This is a genomic window from Pseudomonas sp. UBA6323 (genome assembly GCF_002439135.1).
GTDB lineage: Bacteria > Pseudomonadota > Gammaproteobacteria > Pseudomonadales > Pseudomonadaceae > Aquipseudomonas.
The window spans coordinates 44,629-65,161 of the sequence record NZ_DJSX01000075.1 but is presented as its reverse complement, the minus strand read 5'-3'; the positions used below and the strand labels follow the sequence as shown (position 1 = coordinate 65,161).

Annotated in this window: 20 protein-coding genes; 11 read left to right on the top strand and 9 right to left on the bottom strand. The window is 64.4% G+C overall.

The features are described 5' to 3' along the window. Nucleotides 1-69 precede the first annotated feature (69 nt). Nucleotides 70-1,050, top strand: a complete 981-nt coding sequence (locus tag B3P22_RS18010) for an NADPH:quinone oxidoreductase family protein (RefSeq protein WP_296271929.1) — start codon at nucleotides 70-72, stop codon at nucleotides 1,048-1,050. Between the two features lie 112 nt (nucleotides 1,051-1,162). Here B3P22_RS18010 and B3P22_RS18005 read toward each other — a convergent pair whose 3' ends face one another. Then, nucleotides 1,163-1,321 (bottom strand): DUF3309 family protein, encoded by a 159-nt coding sequence (locus B3P22_RS18005; protein WP_161865703.1) that lies wholly within the window; start codon nucleotides 1,319-1,321, stop codon nucleotides 1,163-1,165. 526 nt (nucleotides 1,322-1,847) lie between these two features. Here B3P22_RS18005 and B3P22_RS18000 point away from each other — a divergent pair. Genes B3P22_RS18000 through B3P22_RS17990 form a run of 3 tightly spaced genes read left to right on the top strand, consistent with a single transcriptional unit; the run spans nucleotide 1,848 to nucleotide 4,791 of the window. Further along, entirely contained in the window at nucleotides 1,848-3,530 is a 1,683-nt protein-coding gene (locus B3P22_RS18000; RefSeq protein WP_275545643.1) for a carbon starvation CstA family protein, read from the top strand. Further along, nucleotides 3,527-3,796 carry a cory-CC-star protein gene (locus tag B3P22_RS17995; RefSeq protein WP_275545644.1) on the top strand — a complete coding sequence of 90 codons (270 nt, stop codon included), beginning with the start codon at nucleotides 3,527-3,529 and terminating at the stop codon, nucleotides 3,794-3,796. Before B3P22_RS18000 ends, B3P22_RS17995 begins: the two co-directional genes overlap by 4 nt. After that, the gene (locus B3P22_RS17990; RefSeq protein WP_296271928.1) at nucleotides 3,787-4,791 is read left to right on the top strand and encodes an ArsA family ATPase; all 1,005 of its coding nucleotides are present in this window, start codon (nucleotides 3,787-3,789) and stop codon (nucleotides 4,789-4,791) included. The genes B3P22_RS17995 and B3P22_RS17990 overlap by 10 nt, the downstream gene beginning before the upstream one ends. A 45-nt stretch (nucleotides 4,792-4,836) precedes the next feature. On the opposite strand, the gene B3P22_RS17985 is transcribed toward B3P22_RS17990, so the two are convergent. From B3P22_RS17985 to B3P22_RS17965, 5 genes are all read right to left on the bottom strand, one after another. Next, complete coding sequence (locus tag B3P22_RS17985; protein WP_296271927.1) at nucleotides 4,837-5,805, bottom strand: CDP-6-deoxy-delta-3,4-glucoseen reductase; 969 nt, start codon at nucleotides 5,803-5,805, stop codon at nucleotides 4,837-4,839. Then, a complete protein-coding gene (ubiD, locus tag B3P22_RS17980) occupies nucleotides 5,805-7,271 on the bottom strand; it encodes a 4-hydroxy-3-polyprenylbenzoate decarboxylase (protein WP_296271926.1) in 1,467 nt (488 codons plus the stop codon). Before ubiD ends, B3P22_RS17985 begins: the two co-directional genes overlap by 1 nt. A gap of 320 nt (nucleotides 7,272-7,591) precedes the next feature. Beyond that, nucleotides 7,592-8,851, bottom strand: coding sequence for a transcription termination factor Rho (gene rho, locus B3P22_RS17975; protein WP_296271925.1), 1,260 nt, complete (start codon nucleotides 8,849-8,851; stop codon nucleotides 7,592-7,594). 232 nt (nucleotides 8,852-9,083) lie between these two features. Then, a complete protein-coding gene (trxA, locus tag B3P22_RS17970) occupies nucleotides 9,084-9,410 on the bottom strand; it encodes a thioredoxin TrxA (RefSeq protein ID WP_037052882.1) in 327 nt (108 codons plus the stop codon). A gap of 110 nt (nucleotides 9,411-9,520) precedes the next feature. After that, complete coding sequence (locus tag B3P22_RS17965) at nucleotides 9,521-10,225, bottom strand: FadR/GntR family transcriptional regulator (protein WP_197859038.1); 705 nt, start codon at nucleotides 10,223-10,225, stop codon at nucleotides 9,521-9,523. A 286-nt stretch (nucleotides 10,226-10,511) separates the two neighbouring features. On the opposite strand from B3P22_RS17965, the gene B3P22_RS17960 reads away from it, so the two are divergent. The 6 genes from B3P22_RS17960 to ppx all read left to right on the top strand — a co-directional run bounded on the left by B3P22_RS17960 (nucleotide 10,512) and on the right by ppx (nucleotide 15,454). Next, nucleotides 10,512-11,297 carry a transporter substrate-binding domain-containing protein gene (locus tag B3P22_RS17960; RefSeq protein ID WP_017363854.1) on the top strand — a complete coding sequence of 262 codons (786 nt, stop codon included), beginning with the start codon at nucleotides 10,512-10,514 and terminating at the stop codon, nucleotides 11,295-11,297. A gap of 20 nt (nucleotides 11,298-11,317) precedes the next feature. After that, nucleotides 11,318-11,983, top strand: a complete 666-nt coding sequence (locus tag B3P22_RS17955; RefSeq protein ID WP_017363855.1) for an amino acid ABC transporter permease — start codon at nucleotides 11,318-11,320, stop codon at nucleotides 11,981-11,983. Then, the gene (locus B3P22_RS17950) at nucleotides 11,980-12,630 is read left to right on the top strand and encodes an amino acid ABC transporter permease (RefSeq protein ID WP_178101819.1); all 651 of its coding nucleotides are present in this window, start codon (nucleotides 11,980-11,982) and stop codon (nucleotides 12,628-12,630) included. Before B3P22_RS17955 ends, B3P22_RS17950 begins: the two co-directional genes overlap by 4 nt. Then, a complete protein-coding gene (locus B3P22_RS17945) occupies nucleotides 12,617-13,348 on the top strand; it encodes an amino acid ABC transporter ATP-binding protein (RefSeq protein WP_296271924.1) in 732 nt (243 codons plus the stop codon). The genes B3P22_RS17950 and B3P22_RS17945 overlap by 14 nt, the downstream gene beginning before the upstream one ends. Next, nucleotides 13,345-13,854 carry an ureidoglycolate lyase gene (locus B3P22_RS17940; RefSeq protein WP_296271923.1) on the top strand — a complete coding sequence of 170 codons (510 nt, stop codon included), beginning with the start codon at nucleotides 13,345-13,347 and terminating at the stop codon, nucleotides 13,852-13,854. The genes B3P22_RS17945 and B3P22_RS17940 overlap by 4 nt, the downstream gene beginning before the upstream one ends. Before the next feature lie 97 nt (nucleotides 13,855-13,951). Next, complete coding sequence (ppx, locus tag B3P22_RS17935) at nucleotides 13,952-15,454, top strand: exopolyphosphatase (protein ID WP_017363859.1); 1,503 nt, start codon at nucleotides 13,952-13,954, stop codon at nucleotides 15,452-15,454. A gap of 92 nt (nucleotides 15,455-15,546) precedes the next feature. Here ppx and B3P22_RS17930 read toward each other — a convergent pair whose 3' ends face one another. The 3 genes from B3P22_RS17930 to B3P22_RS17920 all read right to left on the bottom strand — a co-directional run bounded on the left by B3P22_RS17930 (nucleotide 15,547) and on the right by B3P22_RS17920 (nucleotide 19,021). After that, complete coding sequence (locus tag B3P22_RS17930) at nucleotides 15,547-16,428, bottom strand: alpha/beta hydrolase (RefSeq protein WP_296271922.1); 882 nt, start codon at nucleotides 16,426-16,428, stop codon at nucleotides 15,547-15,549. Next, nucleotides 16,418-16,717 (bottom strand): DUF2218 domain-containing protein, encoded by a 300-nt coding sequence (locus B3P22_RS17925; RefSeq protein ID WP_296271921.1) that lies wholly within the window; start codon nucleotides 16,715-16,717, stop codon nucleotides 16,418-16,420. The genes B3P22_RS17930 and B3P22_RS17925 overlap by 11 nt, the downstream gene beginning before the upstream one ends. Before the next feature lie 93 nt (nucleotides 16,718-16,810). Next, nucleotides 16,811-19,021 (bottom strand): TonB-dependent siderophore receptor, encoded by a 2,211-nt coding sequence (locus B3P22_RS17920; protein ID WP_296271920.1) that lies wholly within the window; start codon nucleotides 19,019-19,021, stop codon nucleotides 16,811-16,813. Nucleotides 19,022-19,182: 161 nt separating this feature from the next. Here B3P22_RS17920 and B3P22_RS17915 point away from each other — a divergent pair, with 161 nt between their 5' ends. Beyond that, nucleotides 19,183-20,151, top strand: a complete 969-nt coding sequence (locus B3P22_RS17915) for a helix-turn-helix transcriptional regulator (RefSeq protein WP_296271919.1) — start codon at nucleotides 19,183-19,185, stop codon at nucleotides 20,149-20,151. The last annotated feature ends 382 nt before the right edge of the window (nucleotides 20,152-20,533 follow it).

Sequence of the window (20,533 nt, the reverse complement as noted above, 5' to 3'; positions counted from 1 at the left end):
CGGCATGCTCGTTGACCCTCGGCGGGCGCTTTCTACACTGCAAGGCACCCTGCAAGAGGAATGACCTTCATGAAAGCCCTGCTGTGCAAAGCCTTCGGCCCCGCCGATACTCTGGTACTGGAAGACCTGCCAAGCCCCGAACTGAAAAAGAACGAGGTGCTGATAGAAGTGCAGGCTGCCGGGGTCAACTTCCCCGACACGCTGATCATCGAAGGCAAGTACCAGTTCAAACCGCCCTTCCCTTTCTCGCCGGGTGGTGAGGTAGCGGGCGTGGTCAAGGCCGTCGGCGAGAAGGTCAGCCACCTGCGCGCCGGCGACCGGGTCATGGCACTGACCGGCTGGGGCGGCTTCGCCGAAGAGGTCGCGGCGCCGGCCTACAATGTGCTGCCGGTGCCCAAGAGCATGGACCTGACCACGGCGGCGGCCTTTGGCATGACCTATGGCACCTCGATGCACGCCCTAAAACAGCGCGCTAATCTGCAACCGGGTGAAACCCTGCTGGTGCTCGGCGCCTCCGGTGGCGTCGGCCTCGCTGCAGTGGAAATCGGCAAGGCCATGGGCGCGAAGGTGATCGCCGCGGCGAGCAGCGCCGAGAAGCTGGAAGTCGCGCGCAATGCCGGCGCCGACGAGCTGATCAACTACAGCGAGCAGAGCCTTAAGGACGAAGTGAAGAAGCTTACCGGTGGCCAGGGCGTGGACGTGATTTACGATCCGGTCGGTGGCGCGCTGTTCGAAGAAGCCTTCCGCAGCATCGCCTGGAATGGTCGCTTCCTGGTGGTGGGGTTCGCTGCCGGCGGCGGAATCCCTGCCCTGCCGGCCAACCTGCCGTTGCTCAAGGGCGCCTCCCTGGTCGGCGTATTCTGGGGCTCGTTCGCCCAGCGCCAGCCGCAGGACAACGCCGACAACTTCCAGCAACTGTTCGCCTGGCATGCCGAAGGCAAACTCAAGCCTCTGGTATCGCAGACCTTCCCGCTAGAGCGTGGTGGCGAGGCGATCGATGCCCTTGGTCAACGCAAGGCCGTGGGCAAGGTGGTGGTGCAGGTTCGTTGAAGCACGTGGGGCGGCTAACGCAACAAACTGCAAAGCTGCCGCCCCGACGCTTGCCGCCAGTGACTACGGATCGCTGACGGTCAGCGCCTGCGTCGCCGACGCAGGCGCAGGCTTATATGTAACCCAGCAGTAGCAGTACCAGTACGATCACCAGCACCAGCCCCAGACCTCCGGTAGGCCCGTAGCCCCAGCTGCGGCTATGCGGCCACGCCGGAATGGCACCGATCAGCAACAGGATCAGAATGATCAGCAGTATGGTTCCCAAGCCCATGACGATCTCCTCGCATGTCGATGGCGGACCACATGACGCGGCACGCCTGGAAACGGCTACCCGGTTCAGGCTGCCGTTCGGATGCAGGGCATGACGCTGCGGTGAAGCTGGCGTCTGGCGGTGCCTTCGGCACATTGCCCTTCCCTCACCTTTTACGACCAGGCAGCGCAGCGGAAAGTGCCAACTTTTGCATCAGCGAGCGCCGGGCAGGCCTGCTTTGCAGCGGCGCGCGATGGATATGCGCAGCGCCATGAGCCAAGCCGCCATCAGCCGATACCGTTCACGAAACGCTTGGGTATGGTCATGCCATTAGCGTCCTTCGCTGCGCCGTCAGCGCCCTGGCGGGCAATTCAGGGTTTACCCCAGCGGCTTGTGCCGGTAAGTTCGGGCTGCGCCGTTGAGCGTGCGTGCGGCCTGGGGCCGCTTGATAAAAAATGACGCCCTGCCTGCTCTGACGCGCGGGCCAGATTCCGCGGCTGGCATGCGCGCATGCCCGAAAGCGGGGCGCAGTCGAAGGAACGCAACGATGAGTTCTATCCTGCTGATGCTGGTCGGCCTGAGCGCCATGTCGCTGGGCTATCTGTTCTACTCGAAGTTCATCGCCGAGCGGATCTACCGCCTCGATCCCAACTACCGCACGCCAGCCCATACCATGGGCGATGGGGTCGACTACGTGCCGACCAATCGCTTCGTGCTGTGGGGCCATCACTTCACCTCGGTGGCGGGCGCTGCGCCCATCGTCGGGCCGGCGATCGCCGTGATCTGGGGCTGGGTGCCGGCCTTCCTGTGGGTGACGCTGGGCACCATCTTCTTCGCCGGCGTACATGACTTCGGCGCCCTGTGGGCCAGCGCGCGCAATCGCGGCCAGTCGATCGGCATGCTCAGCGGGAAGCTGATCGGCGCACGCGGACGCAGCCTGTTCCTGGTAGTGATCTTCCTGGTGCTGCTGATGGTCAATGGCGCCTTCGCTGCGGTCATCTCCAACCTGCTGGTGTCGACGCCGACCTCGGTGATCCCGGTATGGGGCGCGATCATCGTGGCACTGCTCATCGGCCAGGCGATCTATCGCTACAAGGTCGGTCTGCTGTGGCCGTCGATCATTGGCGTGGCAGTGCTCTATGCGCTGATCCTGCTGGGTAACGCGGTGCCGGTGGTGCTGCCGGAAACCGTGCTGGGCCTGTCGGCCAAGTCGGTGTGGATCCTGCTGCTGTTCGCCTACGCGGCCATCGCCTCGCTGCTGCCGGTATGGGTGCTGCTGCAGCCGCGCGACTACATCAACGGCCTGCAGCTGTTCGTCGGCCTCGGCCTGCTGTACACGGCGGTGCTGTTCGGCGCACCGGAAATCGTCGCCCCCGCGTTCAACGATGCACTGCCGGCCAACACCCCGAGCATCGTGCCGCTGCTGTTCGTGACCATCGCCTGTGGCGCCATCTCTGGCTTCCACGGTCTGGTCGCCTCGGGTACCACCTCCAAGCAGCTGGACAAGGAAACCGACGCGCGCTTCGTTGGCTACTTCGGTGCAGTAGGCGAAGGCATGCTGTCGCTGGCAGCGATCATCTGCTGCACCGCCGGCTTCGCCACCCTGGTGGACTGGCAGGCGGTGTACACCGCATTCGGCACCGGCGGCGTCAACGCCTTCGTGGCCGGCGGCGGTAGCCTGCTGGCCAACGGCCTGGGCCTGCCGGCGGATCTCGGCGCGACCATCCTGGCGGTGATGGCCATCCTGTTCGCCGGCACCACCATGGATACCGGCCTGCGCCTGCAGCGCTTCGTCATCCAGGAAGCCGGCGAGCTGGCCGGAATCAAGGTCAACACCCTGGTCGGTACCGTGCTGGCCGTGGGCGTGTGCATGACCCTGGCCTTCGGCGCCGGCGCCGATGGCAGCGGTGGCATGATCATCTGGCCGCTGTTCGGCACCACCAACCAGCTGTTGGCCGGCCTGACTCTGGCGATCATCACCGTGATCCTGATCAAGAAGGGCCGCCCGGCGATCTACACCCTGGTGCCGCTGGTGTTCCTGCTGGCGATGTCGATCTTCGCCCTGCTGGTGCAGATGGGCCAGTTCTACCGCGCCGAAAACTGGCTGCTGCTGGGCATGGACGTGGTGATCCTGATCGCCGCGCTGTGGGTGACCCTGGAATCGTTCATCGCCATGCGCCAGGGCCGCGACCCGGTCGAGGCTGACGCGCAAGGCGAGGCGCGCGAGTGAGCGAGCGCCAGGCGCCATTGCTGCAACGGGTATCCGCCGGGCTGCGCGAATTCTACGTCGCGCCGTACCGGCGAACCTTCGCCCGTGCCCGGCGCGACGAGGACGATCTGTTCATGCTGCTGGTGTTCAGCGAAACCCTCGGCGTACCCAATCCGGCGGCCTATTACACCCTGGAGCTGATGCCGGTGCTGTACGAGCGCTTTCACGAGTGGCATCGACGCATGGGCATGGAGCGCTCACCACTGGATCACATCGGATGCTGCTAGAACTGGCTGAAAAACGCCGCGTGCTGTTCATCGGCGGCAAGGGCGGCGTCGGCAAGACCACCGTATCGGCGGCGACCGCACTGGCCCAGGCACGCAGTGGACGCCGCGTGCTGCTGGTGTCCACCGACCCCGCGCACAACCTGGGCCACCTGTGGGGCCAACCAGTCGGCCCGCGCCCAGTGGCGCTGGTCGACGGTCTCGATGGCATGGAGCTGGACCCGCAGGCCAGTGTCGAACAGCACCTGAACGAGGTGGGCGCCGCGCTGCGCAAGCTGATGCCCGCGCACCTGGCTGGAGAAGTGGACAAGCACATGAGCCTGTCGCGCGACGCGCCGGGCATGCACGAGGCTGCGTTGCTGGAGCGCATCGCCGAAACGGTCGACAGCGGCCTGCACGACTACGACCTGGTGGTCTTCGACACCGCCCCTTCGGGGCATACCGCGCGCCTGATGGCGCTGCCGGAGATGATGTCAGCCTGGACCGAAGGTCTGATGCGCCGCCGTGAGCGCAGTGCCGGCTTTGGTGCGGTGCTGCGCAACCTGGGTGGCGACGACCGCGGCTTTGGCGAGTCGCTGCTGGGCCGCGAGCCGGGCGACTCCCCGGATGATCGCGACAGCCAGGTACGCCGACTGCTGGATCGCCGTCGACATCGTTTCAGCCAGTTGCGCGAAGTGCTTGGCGATGCCGAACGCTGCGCCTTCGTCATCGTGCTGGCGGCCGAGCGCCTGCCGGTGCTGGAGAGCATCGAACTGCACGGGCAGTTGCAGCGCAGCGGGGTGACCGTCGCAGGCCTAGTGATCAACAAGCGCTCGCCAGCCGATGCCGGTGCCTTTCTGGCCGAGCGCCGTGAGCAGGAGGAACGCTACCTGGACGAGTTGCGCCAGGCCCTGGACCATCTGCCGGTGCAGCAACTTCCGCTACTGGCGGCCGATGTGCAGGGGCTACCAGCGCTGCAAGCCTTTGCCGAGCGGCTGGCCGATCCCGCCACAGGATAAGCGTCGGATCGATATGAAAAAGCCGCCCGAGGGCGGCTTTTTCATTCAGCCTCGCGGCGCGTAGGCGAACACGTCAGCGCGCATCTGGTGGGCGTCCATCCCGGTTTCGACCAGCGCATCGAGCGTGGCGTAGACCATCGACGGCGAGCCACTGGCATAGACGTGCAGGGACTTGAGGTTGGGGAAGTCTTCGCGCACCGCTTCGTGCAGCAGGCCGCAACGGCCCTGCCAGCCACACTGGTCGCTGACCACCTGGTGCAGGTGCAGGTTGTCCAGCTGCTGCCACTCGGCCCAATGCGGTAGTTCATAGAAGTCTTCGGGCCGACGTGCACCCCAGTACAGGTGTACCGGGTGGGCGAAACCGGCGGCGCGGCAGTGTTCGATCAGACTGTGCATTTGACCCATGCCGGTACCGGCGGCGATCAGCACCAGCGGACCATCGGGCAGATCGGCGAGGTGGGTATCGCCGTAAGGCATCTGCACACGAGCGATGCCTGCACCACGCAGGTGCTCCAGCAGGGCGACGCTGCTGCCCTCGCGGGCGAGGATATGCAGCTCCAGCTCACGCCCGGCGTGCGGCGCCGAGGCCAGGGAAAAGGCCGCCATCTCGCCATCCGGGCGCTGCAGCAGCAGGTACTGCCCGGCATGGTAGCGAGGCGCCTTGCCCGCAGGCGTACGCAGGCGCACGCGGAATACGTCGCCGCCTACGTCCAGGCATTCGATCACCTGGCAGCTCAGCTCGCGCACCGGCAGTTCACCCGGCGCCAACACGCCATCCCAGTGCAGCACGCAATCTTCCAGCGGTTCGGCGAGGCAGGTGAACAGCTCGCCATGATCCAGTTCCACCTCGTTCTGCCGCACCCGTCCCTCCACCAGCAAGGCGGCGCAGATATGGCAATTGCCATTGCGGCAGCTTTGCGGGCAGTCGTAGCCCAGACGGCGGGCGCCATCGAGGATGCGCTCGCCCGGCTGCAGGGCAAGGGTGATGCCGGAGGGTTGCAGGGTGACGTTCATCAATCGATTCCCAGCTCGCTCCACAGCGCGTCGACGCGCGCCACCACGGCCGGGTCCTTCTCGATGGCGCGGCCCCACTCGCGCGTGGTCTCGCCCGGCCACTTGTGGGTGGCGTCCAGGCCCATCTTCGAACCCAGGCCGGAGATCGGCGAGGCGAAGTCGAGGTAGTCGATCGGCGTGTTGTCGATCATCACCGTGTCGCGCTTGGGGTCCATGCGCGTGGTAATCGCCCAGATCACGTCATTCCAGTCCCGTGCGTTGATATCGTCGTCGGTGACGATAACGAACTTGGTGTACATGAACTGTCGCAGGAACGACCACACACCGAGCATTACGCGCTTGGCGTGGCCGGGGTACTGCTTCTTCATGGTCACCACCGCCATGCGGTAGGAACAGCCTTCCGGCGGCAGATAGAAGTCGGTGATCTCGGGGAACTGCTTCTGCAGGATCGGCACGAACACTTCGTTCAGCGCTACGCCGAGAATCGCCGGCTCATCTGGCGGGCGGCCGGTGTAGGTGCTGTGATAGATCGGATCGCGGCGCCGGGTGATGCGCTCGACGGTGAACACCGGGAAGGTGTCGACCTCGTTGTAGTAGCCGGTGTGGTCGCCGTAGGGGCCTTCCGGCGCGGTCTCGCCCGGATGGATCACGCCTTCCAGCACGATCTCGGCACTGGCCGGCACCTGCAGATCGCTGCCACGCGCCTTGATCAGCTCGGTGCGATGACCGCGCAGCAGACCGGCGAAGGCGTATTCGGAGAGGGTATCGGGCACGGGAGTGACAGCGCCGAGAATGGTCGCCGGGTCGGCGCCCAGTGCGACGCACACCGGGTAAGGCTTGTCCGGATGCTTCTGGCACCACTCGCGGTAATCCAGCGCGCCGCCGCGATGGCTGAGCCAGCGCATGATCACCTTGTTGCGGCCGATCACCTGCTGGCGATAGATGCCAAGGTTCTGCCGCTCCTTGTTCGGGCCCTTGGTGATGGTCAGGCCCCAGGTGATCAACGGCGCCACGTCGCCGGGCCAGCAATGCTGGATGGGCAGTTTGCCGAGGTCGACGTCGTCGCCCTCCTCGATCACTTCATGGCAGGGCGCGTCCTTGACCACCTTGGGCGCCATGGAAATGACCTTCTTGAAGATCGGCAGCTTGCTCCAGGCGTCCTTGAGGCCCTTGGGCGGCTCCGGCTCCTTGAGAAAGGCCAGCAGCTTGCCGATTTCACGCAGCTCGGACACATCCTCGGCGCCCATACCCAGCGCCACGCGCTTGGGCGTGCCGAACAGGTTGCCGAGCACCGGCACATCGAAACCGGTGGGCTTCTCGAACAGCAGCGCCGGGCCGCCCTTGCGCAGGGTGCGGTCGCAGATTTCGGTCATTTCCAGAACGGGCGATATCGGGATCTGGATGCGCTTGAGTTCGCCGCGCTTTTCCAGCTCACGGATGAAGTCGCGCAGGTCGCGATACTGCATGCAGGAGCCTCGTGTCGGACAGGCAGGAGTCGGCCGCAAAGTTTAGCGCCGAAGTCGGGCTTTCAGAAGGCTTGAAGCCGGCAGAAACGACAAGGCCGGGTTTCCCCGGAATGCTGTTCACGTTAGAACGGTCAAGTGCGATCAGTCCCCCCGCACCTTTGGGGAGAGGGTTAGGGAGAGGGGAAAACTGGCCGTTATGCGGTGTTTTCAGCCCTCTCCCCCAACACCTCTCCCATAAATGGGAGAGGGGAGCCAAACGCGTACAACCTTAAGTGAACAGCACTACGGGTGTCCCCGGCCTTGTGGCACAGCGCAACGTCTTACTTGCGCTTCATCGACAGGAAGAACTCGTCGTTGGTCTTGGTCGCTTTCAGCTTGTCGATCAGGAACTCGATCGCCGCGATTTCATCCATCGGGTGCAGCAGCTTGCGCAGAATCCACATGCGCGACAGCTCTTCCTCACCAGTCAGCAACTCCTCGCGGCGGGTGCCGGACTTGTTGATGTTGATCGCCGGGAAGGTGCGCTTCTCGGCCACACGGCGATCCAGGATCAGCTCCATGTTGCCGGTGCCCTTGAATTCCTCGTAGATCACCTCGTCCATCTTCGAGCCGGTGTCGACCAGCGCGGTGGCGATGATGGTCAGGCTGCCGCCTTCCTCGATGTTACGCGCGGCGCCGAAGAAGCGCTTCGGCTTCTCCAGGGCGTGGGCGTCAACACCACCGGTCAGCACCTTGCCGGAGCTCGGGATCACGGTGTTGTAGGCGCGTGCCAGACGGGTGATGGAGTCGAGCAGGATGACCACATCCTTTTTGTGCTCGACCAGGCGCTTGGCCTTCTCGATCACCATTTCGGCGACCTGCACGTGGCGGGTCGGCGGCTCGTCGAAGGTGGAGGCGACCACTTCGCCGCGCACGGTGCGCTGCATTTCGGTCACTTCTTCCGGGCGCTCGTCGATCAGCAGAACGATCAGGTGCACTTCCGGGTTGTTACGCGTGATGTTCGAGGCGATGTTCTGCAGCATGATGGTCTTGCCCGCTTTCGGCGGGGCGACGATCAGGCCGCGCTGGCCCTTGCCGATCGGCGCGCAGAGGTCGATCACACGGCCGGTGATGTCCTCGGTGGAGCCGTTGCCGGCCTCCATGGTCAGGCGCTGATTCGGGAACAGCGGCGTGAGGTTCTCGAACAGGATCTTGTTCTTGGCGTTTTCCGGGCGGTCGAAGTTGATGCTGTCGACCTTGAGCAGGGCGAAGTAACGCTCGCCTTCCTTCGGCGGACGGATCTTGCCGACGATGGTGTCACCGGTACGCAGGTTGAAACGGCGGATCTGGCTGGGCGAGACGTAAATGTCATCAGGGCCCGCCAGGTAGGAGGAGTCGGCGCTACGCAGGAAGCCGAAACCGTCCTGGAGGATCTCCAGCACGCCGTCACCGGAAATTTCCTCGCCGCTTTTGGCATGCTTTTTCAGCAGGGCGAAGATGATGTCCTGCTTGCGCGAACGGGCCATGTTTTCCAGGCCCATCTGTTCGGCCATGTCCAGCAGTTCGGCAATCGGCTTTTGCTTGAGTTCGGTCAGATTCATAGGAATGACGTGATCATCGAGAGGAGAAGAAAGCTGTTAGCTTGAGAAGCCGCGCCGCAGAGAAGGCGACAGGATCGCGAACGAGTTCGTATAGGAATGAATCGGCGACGGCATGCAGAGAGCTGCATGGAGGATGCAGCGAGGCCGAATTTAACACCGTGAAAAAACAGCGTCTAGCCCCGAAAATGAAAAAACCCCGCAATTTAGCGGGGCTTCTCCAGTGCGACTCGACTCAGATGTTGCTGTCGAGGAACGCAGCCAGCTGCGACTTGGACAGTGCGCCGACCTTGGTCGCTTCGACATTGCCGTTCTTGAACAGCATCAGGGTCGGGATACCGCGTACGCCGTACTTCGGCGGGGTTTCCTGATTCTCGTCGATGTTGAGTTTGCACACCTTGAGTTTGCCTTGGTATTCCTTGGCGATCTCGTCGAGCACCGGTGCAATCATCTTGCACGGGCCGCACCATTCAGCCCAGTAGTCGACCAGAACCGGACCCTCAGCCTGGATGACGTCCTGGTCGAAGCTGGCGTCGCTGACGTTGGTGATGAATTCGCTCATGAGGAGTCTCCGTATATTCGGAAGCAAAAAAGTGGCGCCATCATAGCCCGGCTTGAGTGACACCGAAAGGCGCTGACGATTGAGCCTTTCAATAGCCGCTAATGTACGCCTCAATCGCCAAGTGTGGCGAATGCGATGCCGGTGCGCAGCGCAGCGGCGCGGATATGCTGCTGCATGGCCTTCTGCGCCGGGCCGGCGGCGTGCCGGGCCAGGGCCTTGAGAATCTTGCGGTGCTCCTGCCAGGTTTCCATCGCCCGCTCCGGTCGGATGAACGGCAGCTTCTGGCTTTCCAGGAAAATGTCCGCACTGGAGGTCACCAGGGCGAACATCGCCTGGTTGCCGCTGGCGGCGAGGATGCGCTGGTGGAACTCGAAGTCCAGGCGCGTCGCCTGGGCGAAATCGCCCGCACGCAGCTCACGGCGCATCTGCTCGACGTTGTCTTCGAGAATGTCCAACTCCTCGGCGGTCATCACCCCGGCAGCCAGGCCACAGGCGAATCCCTCCAGAGCGAAGCGCAACTGAAAGGTGTCGGCGGCCGACACCTGCGCGGCGAACGGCCAGACGAAACCACCAGCCCCCTCCACTTTCGGCGCCTGCTGGACGAATACGCCCTTGCCGGCCTGCACGCTGACCAGGCCCAGAGCACTGAGCGATGAAAGCGCCTCGCGCAGCGAGGCACGGCTGACACCCAGGCGCTCGGACAGGTCGCGCTGCGAGGGCAACGCATCGCCAGGACGATAGCCTTCCTCCTCGATCAGACGGCGGATCGCCTGCAGGGCGTACTCGGGTACCGCGCGGGGAGCAGAAGCATTCATGGCTGTTCGGGCCGGTCAGTCCAGTGAAGCCGCCTTTGTAAGGCCTGAATAGCGCTCCAGGCAAGCGACGCCCCCTTGTGGCACAGCTCACCAGAGAACGCACCGAGATGGCACAGGAGCGCTTCTGACCATTTGGTCAGCAATGCCAACTGTTCAGACCAGTAAGACCTTATCGTCACTCGCCTGTAGCGATGAGAGCCCTGAATTCCCTGAACCTGGCACAGGCGATGCAGTGCATGAGCCAAGCAAAACACTTGAGTTTTCCTTCATCGATCGGGAGTTCGACATGCGCACCTTTCACCGCACCTTGCTGGGTACCCTCTTCGCCGCCCTGGCCTTCGGCGCCAGCACCGTTCACGCCGATGCACTGGAGGACATCGGCAAGGCCGGCGTACTGAAAGTCGCCGTACCACAGGATTTCCCGCCGTTCGGCTCGGTCGGCCCAGACATGAAGCCGCGCGGCCTGGATATCGACACCGCGCAGCTGCTGGCCGACAAGCTGGCGGTGAAACTGGAGCTGACCCCGGTCAACAGCACCAACCGCATCCCCTTCCTCACCACCGGCAAGGTCGATCTGGTGATCTCCAGCCTCGGCAAGAACCCCGAGCGTGAGGCGGTGATTGATTTCGCCGCGGCCTACGCGCCGTTCTACCTCGGCGTGTTCGGCCCGGAAGACACCGCCATCGCCAGCCTCGACGACCTCGCCGGCAAGACGATCAGCGTCACCCGCGGCTCCATCGAAGACATCGAACTGAGCAACGTCGCGCCGAAAGGCGCCACCATCAAGCGCTTCGAGGACAACAACTCGACCATCGCCGCCTACCTCTCCGGCCAGGTCGAGCTGATCGCCAGCGGCAACGTGGTGATGGTGGCCATCTCCGAGAAGAACCCCAAGCGTGTGCCGAACATGAAGATCAAGCTCAAGGATTCGCCGGTTTACGTTGGCGTGAACAAGAACCAGGCCGCGCTGCGGGACAAGGTCAACGCCATCATCACCGACGCCAAGGCCGATGGCAGCCTCGAGGCACTGAGCCAGAAGTGGCTGAAGCAACCGCTGCCGGCCGACCTCTGAGCCGCGCGGGGAACTGAGCCATGGCGTACCAGTTCGATTTCGCCGCAGTCCTGCAGCACAGCGACCTGCTGTTGCAAGGCGCGGCCTTCACCCTCGCGCTGACGGCGATCGGCACCCTGCTGGGGGTCGGTCTCGGCATCGTCGGGGCGATACTGCGCGCCTGGCGCATCCGCCCGTTCGACCGGTTTTTTGGCGTCTATGTGGAGCTGATCCGCAACACGCCGTTCATCGTTCAGCTGTTCTTCATCTTCTTCGGCCTGCCCTCGCTCGGCGTACGCCTGAGCGAGTGGGAAGCGGCGGTGCTGGCCATGGTGATCAACCTCGGCGCCTACTCCACGGAGATCATCCGCGCCGGCATCCAGGCCATACCGCACGGCCAGCTCGAGGCCGCCAGCGCACTGGCCATGAGCCGCTTCGAGACCTTCCGCCATGTGGTACTGCGCCCGGCACTGGGCAAGGTGTGGCCGGCGCTGTCGAGCCAGATCATCATCGTCATGCTCGGTTCGGCGGTGTGCTCGCAGATCTCCACCGAGGAGCTGTCGTTCGCCGCCAACTTCATCCAGTCACGCAACTTCCGCGCCTTCGAGACCTACCTGCTGACCACGGCGCTGTATCTGGTCATGGCCATTCTGGTTCGCCAACTGCTGGCCTGGGTTGGCCGCCGCTTCGTCATGGGGGCCCGCTGATGGACTTCACCCTCTGGGACATCCTGCGCAATCTGCTCACCGGCCTGCAGTGGACGCTGCTGCTGTCGCTGGTGGCCTTCGTCTGTGGCGGCATCACCGGCCTGCTGGTGTTGCTGGCGCGACTGTCGCCACTGTCGGCGCCGCGCATGCTCGCCCGCGGCTATATCGAACTGTTCCAGGGCACGCCGCTGCTGATGCAGCTGTTCCTGGTGTTCTTCGGCATCGCCCTGCTCGGGGTGGACGTGTCGCCCTGGCTGGCTGCGGCCACTGCGCTGACGCTGTTCACCAGCGCCTTTCTCGCCGAAATCTGGCGTGGTTGTGTCGAGTCGATCAGCCGTGGCCAGTGGGAGGCATCCGAAAGCCTGGCCATGAGCCGCCTGGAAACCCTGCGCCATGTGGTGCTGCCACAGGCGCTGCGCATCGCCGTGGCGCCCACCGTCGGTTTCTCCGTACAGGTGGTCAAGGGCACCGCGGTGACCTCGATCATCGGTTTCACCGAACTGACCAAGACCGGCAGCATGCTGGCCAACGCCACCTTCGAGCCGTTCATGGTCTACGGCTTCGTCGCCCTCGGTTACTTCCTGCTCTGCTACCCGCTCTCGCTCGCTGCATACCGCCTGGAAAGGAGGCTGAATGTCACTGCTTAACGTCACCGCCCTGCACAAGTATTACGGCGACAACCATGTGCTCAAGGGCATCGACCTCAAGGTCGAGGAAGGCGAAGTGGTCGCCATCATCGGCCGCAGCGGCTCGGGCAAGAGCACCTTCCTGCGCACCCTGAACGGACTGGAGTCGATCAAAGACGGCGTGATCGAAGTCGACGGCGAGTACATCGACGCCGCCCGCGCCGACCTGCGCAGCCTGCGGCAGAAGGTCGGCATGGTGTTCCAGCAGTTCAACCTGTTCCCGCACCTGACCGTCGGCGAGAACGTCATGCTCGCGCCGCAGGTAGTGAAGAAGACCCCGCGTGCCGAGGCCGAGCGGATCGCCCGGCAGATGCTCGAGCGCGTCGGCCTGGCGGAGAAGTTCGACGCCTACCCCGAGCGCCTGTCCGGCGGCCAGCAGCAACGCGTGGCCATCGCCCGCGCCCTGGCCATGTCGCCCAGGGTGCTGCTGTGCGACGAGATCACCTCGGCGCTCGACCCGGAACTGGTCAACGAGGTGCTGGCGGTGGTCAAGCAACTGGCCAGCGAGGGCATGACCCTGATCATGGTCACCCATGAGATGCGCTTCGCCCGCGAAGTCGGCGACAAGCTGGTGTTCATGCACCAGGGCAAGGTGCACGAGATCGGCGATCCGAAAGCCTTGTTCGCTGCCCCGCGGACCGAAGAGCTGCGCAACTTCATCGGCTCGGTGAACCTGTGAACGCGCCAGCGCCGCTGCCGCTGCAGGTCGAGCCGCTGACCCGCGAGGCCTTCGCGCCCTTCGGTGAGGTGATCGAAACGGCCGGCGCCAACGCCTTCGCGATCAACGCTGGGACCACCACGCGCTACCACGATCTGGCGCAAGTGGAGTTGGCCGGCGAGGCGCCGCGCACCCTGGTCAACCTGTTCGAAGGCAAGGCCTGGCATGCGCCCATCGCCATCCGCATGCTCGAACGCCACCCGCTGGGCAGCCAGGCGTTCTATCCGGTGGACGGCGGGCGCATGCTGATCGTCGTCGCTCCGCCCGGTGAGCTGGACGAGTCGAAAATACGTGCGTTCATCAGTGCGCCAGACCAGGGCGTGAACTACGCCCGCGGCACCTGGCACCACCCGCTGCTGTGCCTGCAACACCCAGGACGCTTCCTGGTGGTGGACCGCGGCGGCGAGGGTCACAACTGCGACGAACAGCCTCTGAAACAGCCGCTGAGCGTGCTGAACCTGCGATAACCACAGGTCTAGACCAGTTTCATGCGACATCCGAATGCGTTGGCTCATGCGCTCAGTCGTGGCAGGATGCGCGGAAATCGAACGAGATGCCGCAATCATGCCCCAAGCCCCTGCCGAGAGTTTTCCCCTGATCGCCGCCATCGACCTGGGCTCGAACAGTTTCCATATGGTGCTGGCCAAGGCCGACAATCACGAAATCCGCATCCTCGAGCGCATCGGCGACAAGGTCCAGCTGGCGGCAGGCCTGGATGACGAGCGCCAGCTCAGCGAGGAAGCGATGCAACGCGGCCTGGACTGTCTGCGCCGCTTCGCCCAGTTCAGCAACAGCCTGCCGGAAGGCGCCGTGCGCATCGTCGGCACCAACGCCCTGCGCGAAGCGCGCAACCGCGCGGTTTTCATCCGCCGTGCCGAGGAGATTCTCGGTCATCAGGTCGAGGTGATTTCCGGCCGAGAGGAAGCGCGCCTGATCTACCTCGGCGTCTCCCACAGCATCGCCGACACCCCCGGCAAGCGCCTGGTTGCCGACATCGGCGGCGGCAGCACCGAATTCATCATCGGCCAGCGTTTCGAGCCGCTGCTGCGCGAGAGCCTGCAGATGGGCTGCGTCAGTTTCACCCAGCGTTATTTCAAGGACGGCAAGATCACCCCGGCGCGTTATGCCCAGGCCTATACCGCCGCCCGTCTGGAACTGATGGGCATCGAACAGGGCCTGCGCCGTCTCGGCTGGGAGGACGCCGTCGGCGCCTCCGGCACCATCAAGGCCATCGGTCTGGCGACCAAGGCCGCCGGCCTGGGCAATGGCGAGGTCACGGTCGAGGGCCTGGCCTGGCTCAAGCGCAAGCTGTTCAAGCTCGGCGAGGTGGACAAGCTCGACCTCGACGGCATCAAGCCGGATCGTCGCAGCATCTTCCCCGCCGGCCTGGCGATTCTCGAAGCCATCTTCGATGCCTGCGACATCCAGCGCATGAGCCACTCCGAAGGCGCGCTGCGCGAAGGCGTGCTGTACGACCTGCTCGGCCGTCACCAGCACGAGGACGTGCGCGAGCGCACCCTGGCCGCGTTCATGGAGCGCTACCACGTCGATACCGACCAGGCCGCCCGCGTCGAAGCCAAGGCGCTGTCGGCGCTGGACAAGGTCGCCAGCGACTGGGGGCTGACCGACGTCTGGCACCGCGAGCTGCTGAGCTGGGGCGCCAAGGTGCACGAGGTGGGCCTGGATATCGCTCACTACCAGTACCACAAGCACGGTGCCTACCTGATCGAGCACTCCGACCTGGCCGGTTTCTCGCGCCAGGATCAGCAGATGCTCGCCCTGCTGGTGCGCGGCCACCGGCGCAACATTCCCAAGGACAAGTTCGCCGACTTCGGCGAGGAAGGCATCAAGCTGATGCGCCTGTGCGTGCTGCTGCGCTTCGCCATCCTGTTCCATCACATCCGCGGTACGCAGGATATGCCACAGGTGCAGTTCAAGGCCGGCGACGACAGTCTGGAGATCGTCTTCCCCGAAGGCTGGCTGGCGGCCAACCCGCTGACCCAGGCGGATTTCGAAGCCGAGGCCGAGTGGCTCAAGCGCATCGACCTGACCCTGAGCGTGCGCTGATCAGGCGGTGCGCACGGCGCACTCTACCGGCTGACATTGAGCGTGCGTTGATCGGGAGTACCGTAGGGCGGGTGAAACCGGCCTCACCCGCCCTAGCGCTGCAGCGCGAAATCCAGCACCTGCAGGCTGCTGACGAAGGCGTTGCCGGCGTGATCCTCGCCAGGCGTCAGCAGCAATTGCGCGTTCATGCCCAGCGCGCCGAGGCGCTGCTGAAATTCCCGAGTGTTATCGACCATGCGCCGCTCGGCCAGGTGTTTTTGTCGCGCATCCAGCAGCGGCGCATCGGCCGCTGGCTGCTCGGCCGCACCGACGCTGAGCATCAGGCGAACGTTCGGACGCGGCTCCTGACTGGCGAAGGTCTCCAGCAGATCGAAGGCGTAGCGCCGGTGCCACCACAACGACGGGCTGGCAGCAACGTAGCGCTGGAACGCCTGTGGCCGTGACAGCAAGGTGTAGAGCGTGAATAGGCCGCCGTAGGAGTGGCCGAACAGGGTCTGGCGTCGTGTATCGACCTTGTAGCGTGACGCCACCAGGGGTTTGACCTCATCCTCGATAAAATCCAGAAACCGTTCGGCGCCGCCCTCGCGGGTATGGCTATCGCCGAGGTTCGGCGCTGGCGGCGTGTAGTCCTCGGCCCGCGCCGGAATGTCGAAAGGCGCATCCCCCGGATAGCCGATGCCAACCACCAGCACCGCCTCGCGCCCGTCACGCGCGGCATGCGGCGTATACATCAGCGCCTGCTGCGCCAGCAGCGGAAAGAACAGTTCGGCATCGAGCACATAGACCACCGGGTAGCCCTGCGCCGGCGCCTCACCTTGCGGTTTCGACAGATACAGTCGATAGCTGCGCCCGGTGTGCCGCGACTGCAGGTCACGCATCTCGGCCTGCACCAGCGTCGCCGGCTGCCAGCTTTCGGCCGCCACGCCGAGCGACGCGCACAGCGCCAGGACGAACAGGGCAACGCTAGCTCTCATCGCTGGCCTCTTCGCTCCAGATGATCGCCAGGCCCTCCTTGCGGGCGAAACGCACTAGATGATCGTCGAGGACGAAACGGATGCGCGCGGCAGCCTCGGCATCGTCGGCCTGACAGTCGAAATGCAGCGCATCGGCTTCGGCGTGCATCAGACAGCGGCCAAAGGGAAATTGCGCATCGGCGCTGCGCTCGTCGAACTCCACGGCGATCTTGTGGCGAAAGTGCTTGCACAGCTTGGTCATGTACAGCGAGGCCGAAGCGGTGGTCGCGGTACCTTGGAATCGAATCATGCAGTAAGGCTCATCAGGTGGTGGCGGGTGGGCCCGCTTTTGTCGTGGTTGTCGCAAGGGCGAGGGAGTGGCTTGAACCACTCCCTCGTCCGCTCAGAAGCTGGTGCTGATGCTGGCGTAAAAGGTGCGCCCCGGTTCGTTGTAGGTGTAGGCGCCGGCCTCGCGGCTATTGCCCTCGCGGTACAGGCGCTTGTCGAACAGGTTGCTGATGCCGGCGCCGACGCTCCAATTCTTGTCGATGGCATAGTTGCCGCCGATGCCGACCAGGGCGTAGGGCGAGATTTCGCGGCGCGCGTCGCCCGTCAGCACGTTGCCCTGATAGTCGTACTTGCCCGGCGTCTGCCGGCCATACCAGGTCACTGTGGTCTGTAACGACAGCGGGTCGCTGACCTGCCAGTCCAGCGTCGAGTTGACGGTGAACTCGGGGATGATCGACAGCGGCTCGCCGGTCTCCTTGCTCTTCGATTGCAGCATCCAGGTGAAGTTGGTGTTCCAGCTCAGGCTGCTTGCTAGCGGCATCTTCAGGTTGCCCTCGAAACCCTCGACCACCGCACGCGGAATGTTGCTCCACTGGAACACGTTGGCCACTCGGGTAGCGCTGCCCTGCGTGAAGTCCACCGTACCGACCGGAACGCGGCCGGCCTCGACCTTGTCGCGGTAATCGTTGCGGAACCAGGTCAGGCTGGCCTGATATTCACCAGACTCGAACTCCAGGCCAAGCTCCTTGTTGACGCTGGTTTCCGCCTCAAGATTCTCGTTGCCCACCAGGAAGCAGCCCGGGCCGCCGGCGACGAAATCCCAGCAACCGATACCGTTGCTGTACAGGGCATAGGACGGGTTGCTCTGATACAGATTGGGTACCTTGTAGGCGCGGGCGATACCGGACTTGAGGGTGAAGTTATCGTCCAGGCGATGCGACAGGTTGAGCGATGGGCTCCAGTTGCTGCCGCTGATGCTGTTGTGGTCGTAGCGCAGCCCTGGCGTAAGCATGGTGCCCGGGCGCAGTTCGATATTGTCCTCGACGAACAGCGATGCGGTGCGCATGGCGATGTTGCCGGCGAAACGAGTCGGATAGCCGATGCTCTGGATCGCAGCGAGATCGGACACGCCATCCTCCATGCGTTGCTCGTTCCACTCGGCGCCGAGGGTCAACACCTGCTCGAACAGGGCTGTCAGCGGCAGGCTGACTTCGCTGTGCGCGGTCAGGCTTTGCAGCTCGATGGTGCCGAACTCGTTGCCATTGATAGCACCTTCAGGACCGCCGGCCAGGCCTTCCTTGAGGCGGTTGTTGCGCGTGCGCTCGTATTGCAGGTAGTTCAGCGTGCTGCCGAAGTCCCAGTCGCCGTGATGGGTGATGGCGTAGGTGTTGCGCAGCATGCGATTGGTTTCACGGCCGATCCAATCGGCGCGCGCGCTGTTGATCCCCGCGTTGCTGCTCAGGTTGTTCATGCTGTCGCCGGTGTAGATGTTGCCCTGGCGACTGAAGCCGGCCTGCAGGTCGAGGGTCTGCGATTCGTCCAGGCGCCAGCTCAGAGTGCCGTCGACATCGCGGTTGCGCACACCTTCGCGGCCCGCCAGCGCGGCGTTGCTGGTGCTGACGGCGCGGCCTTCGTTGATGTCCGCGTCGTCCGAGTCGGTCTTGTTCAGGTTGCCGTAGACGCGATAGGAAATGTTCTCCGCCAGCGGGCCGCTGAGACCGAAGTTGAAACGCCGGGTGGCGCCTTCCTCGCTGTGCTGCGGCATGTTGGCGTACAGGCTGAGGTTGCCGTGATGCTCCAGGCCGGCCTGCCTGGTGATGATGTTGACCACGCCACCGGCAGCGCCGCTGCCATAGCGCGCAGCGGCCGGGCCGCGCAGCACTTCGATACGCTCGATCTGCTCGGCCGGCACCCAGTTGGTATCGCCGCGGGTGTCGCGGTCACCGCGCCAGCCATAGCGCACGGCATTGCGTGAACTCACCGGCTTGCCATCGATCAGGATCAGGGTGTTCTCCGGGCCCATGCCACGGATATCGATCTGGCGGTTGTTGCCACGCGCGCCTGAACCGCTGTTGCCGGTCAGGTTGACGCCCGGCTGCTTGCGGATGATCTCGGCGATATCGTTCGCCGGCGGCGCTTTCTGGATGTCCTCGGCGGTGATCACCGATACGCCGAGCGCCTGCTTGAGCTCCTCCTGCGCGGTGCCAAGCACCTCGGTGGCCTGCAGTTGCAACGGCTCCTCGGCAGCCGCTGCCAATGCCGGCACAACCAGCAGCATGGCGATGGCCAAGGGTTTGAGTGAATGATGACGCGTTTGCAGGTACATGCCCCCTCCCCGATGTGCACGGCATGATGCGCCGGCACAACATTCAATGCGAATGATTTGCATCAATAAATAGCGAGGCGTAGTCTGCCACCCTGTTTGTAACAAGAGGTTTGTGCGCGGGGATTTGTTCTTTGCGCCAGAGGCATGCAGAGGTGTCATCGATGACCAGCCACGCCCCCATCGTCCGCGCCGCAGAACTGGCCAACCTGGCCGATGAACACATTCGCCTGGTGGACGGCGAGCGCACGCGTGACCGCCTGTTCCAAGGTCACCTGAGCTGGCGCAGGCTGCGCAGCGGCCTGTCGCTGCATTGCTCGGATTGCCAGGAACTGCAGGACTTCGCCACCCAGACCGAGGCGCGCCCGCACCTGAATTTCATCCTCTTCCTGCAGGGGCGCAGCGAGGTCAGCTACGACGGTCGGCCCTTCACCTTCGGTGGATCCGGCGCTGCTGGCGAGGGAGTGACCATCGCGCTCAACGAGCCGATGCTCTTCGCCCGTCGCGCACGCCGCGGCCAGCGCATTCGCAAGGTTTCGGTGAGCCTGGCGCCGGAGTGGTTCGAATCGAGCGGCTTCGATGGCCAGGCGCAGCTGAAGGCTTTGCTGCAGGGCAATTACCGGCCACTCAATGTACTGCGCTGGCAACCGTCGCCACGCCTGCTGACGATGGCCGAACAGGTACTGCATCCCGGCTGCGGCAATCGCCTGCTGGAAAATCTTTACCTGGAAAGCCGTGCTCTGGAGATCGCCGGCGAAGCGCTGAGCCTGATGACCCGGCAGCCGACTCAGGCAGTGCCGAATCTGCGCCCGCACGAGCACCAGCGCATCCGCCGCACCCTGGAACTGCTGCACAGCGGCGAGGCCGATGGCTGGTCACTGGAAGATATCGCCCACGAGGTCGGCTGCTGCGCCAGCACCCTGCAGCGTCAGTTCCAGGCGGCCAAGGGCACCTCGCTGTTCGAGTATCAGCGCCAGCGCAAGCTGCAACAGGCACGCGAGGCGCTGGAGCGTCAGGGCGTGAGTGTCGGCCAGGCCGCCTGGATCGCCGGCTACAGCAGCGCCGCCAACTTCTCCACGGCGTTCAAGCGTGCGTTCGGCATCAGCCCGAAGCAGGTGCGGGCAAGGTTGTAGGGATAGCGTAGCCCGGATGCAATCCGGGAAAAGGCGGAAGGCAAGGCTCTGGTCTTGCTCCTCTCCCATTCACGGGAGAGGGCTGAGAACACCGCAAAGCTGTCAGTTACCCCTGTGCCTGGAGAGGTAAGGGGCTGCGGCCGCACATCGGTGTAGGGGGCAGCGCACCTACGAAACATGCGGCCGGGCTGCTTTCTCCCCTCTCCCGCTTGCGGGAGAGGGGCCGGGGGAGAGGGCTAGCGATCAAGCCCTCAACGGCGCAGGAGCAGTTATCCAAACTATCGCCCGCGGCCTTCCCAGCCCTCTCCCGGCCTTCGGGCACCCGCTCCGCGCCCCGGCCCGATCGCCAGTGATCAGGCGTTCATCGGCGCAGGAAGCAGTG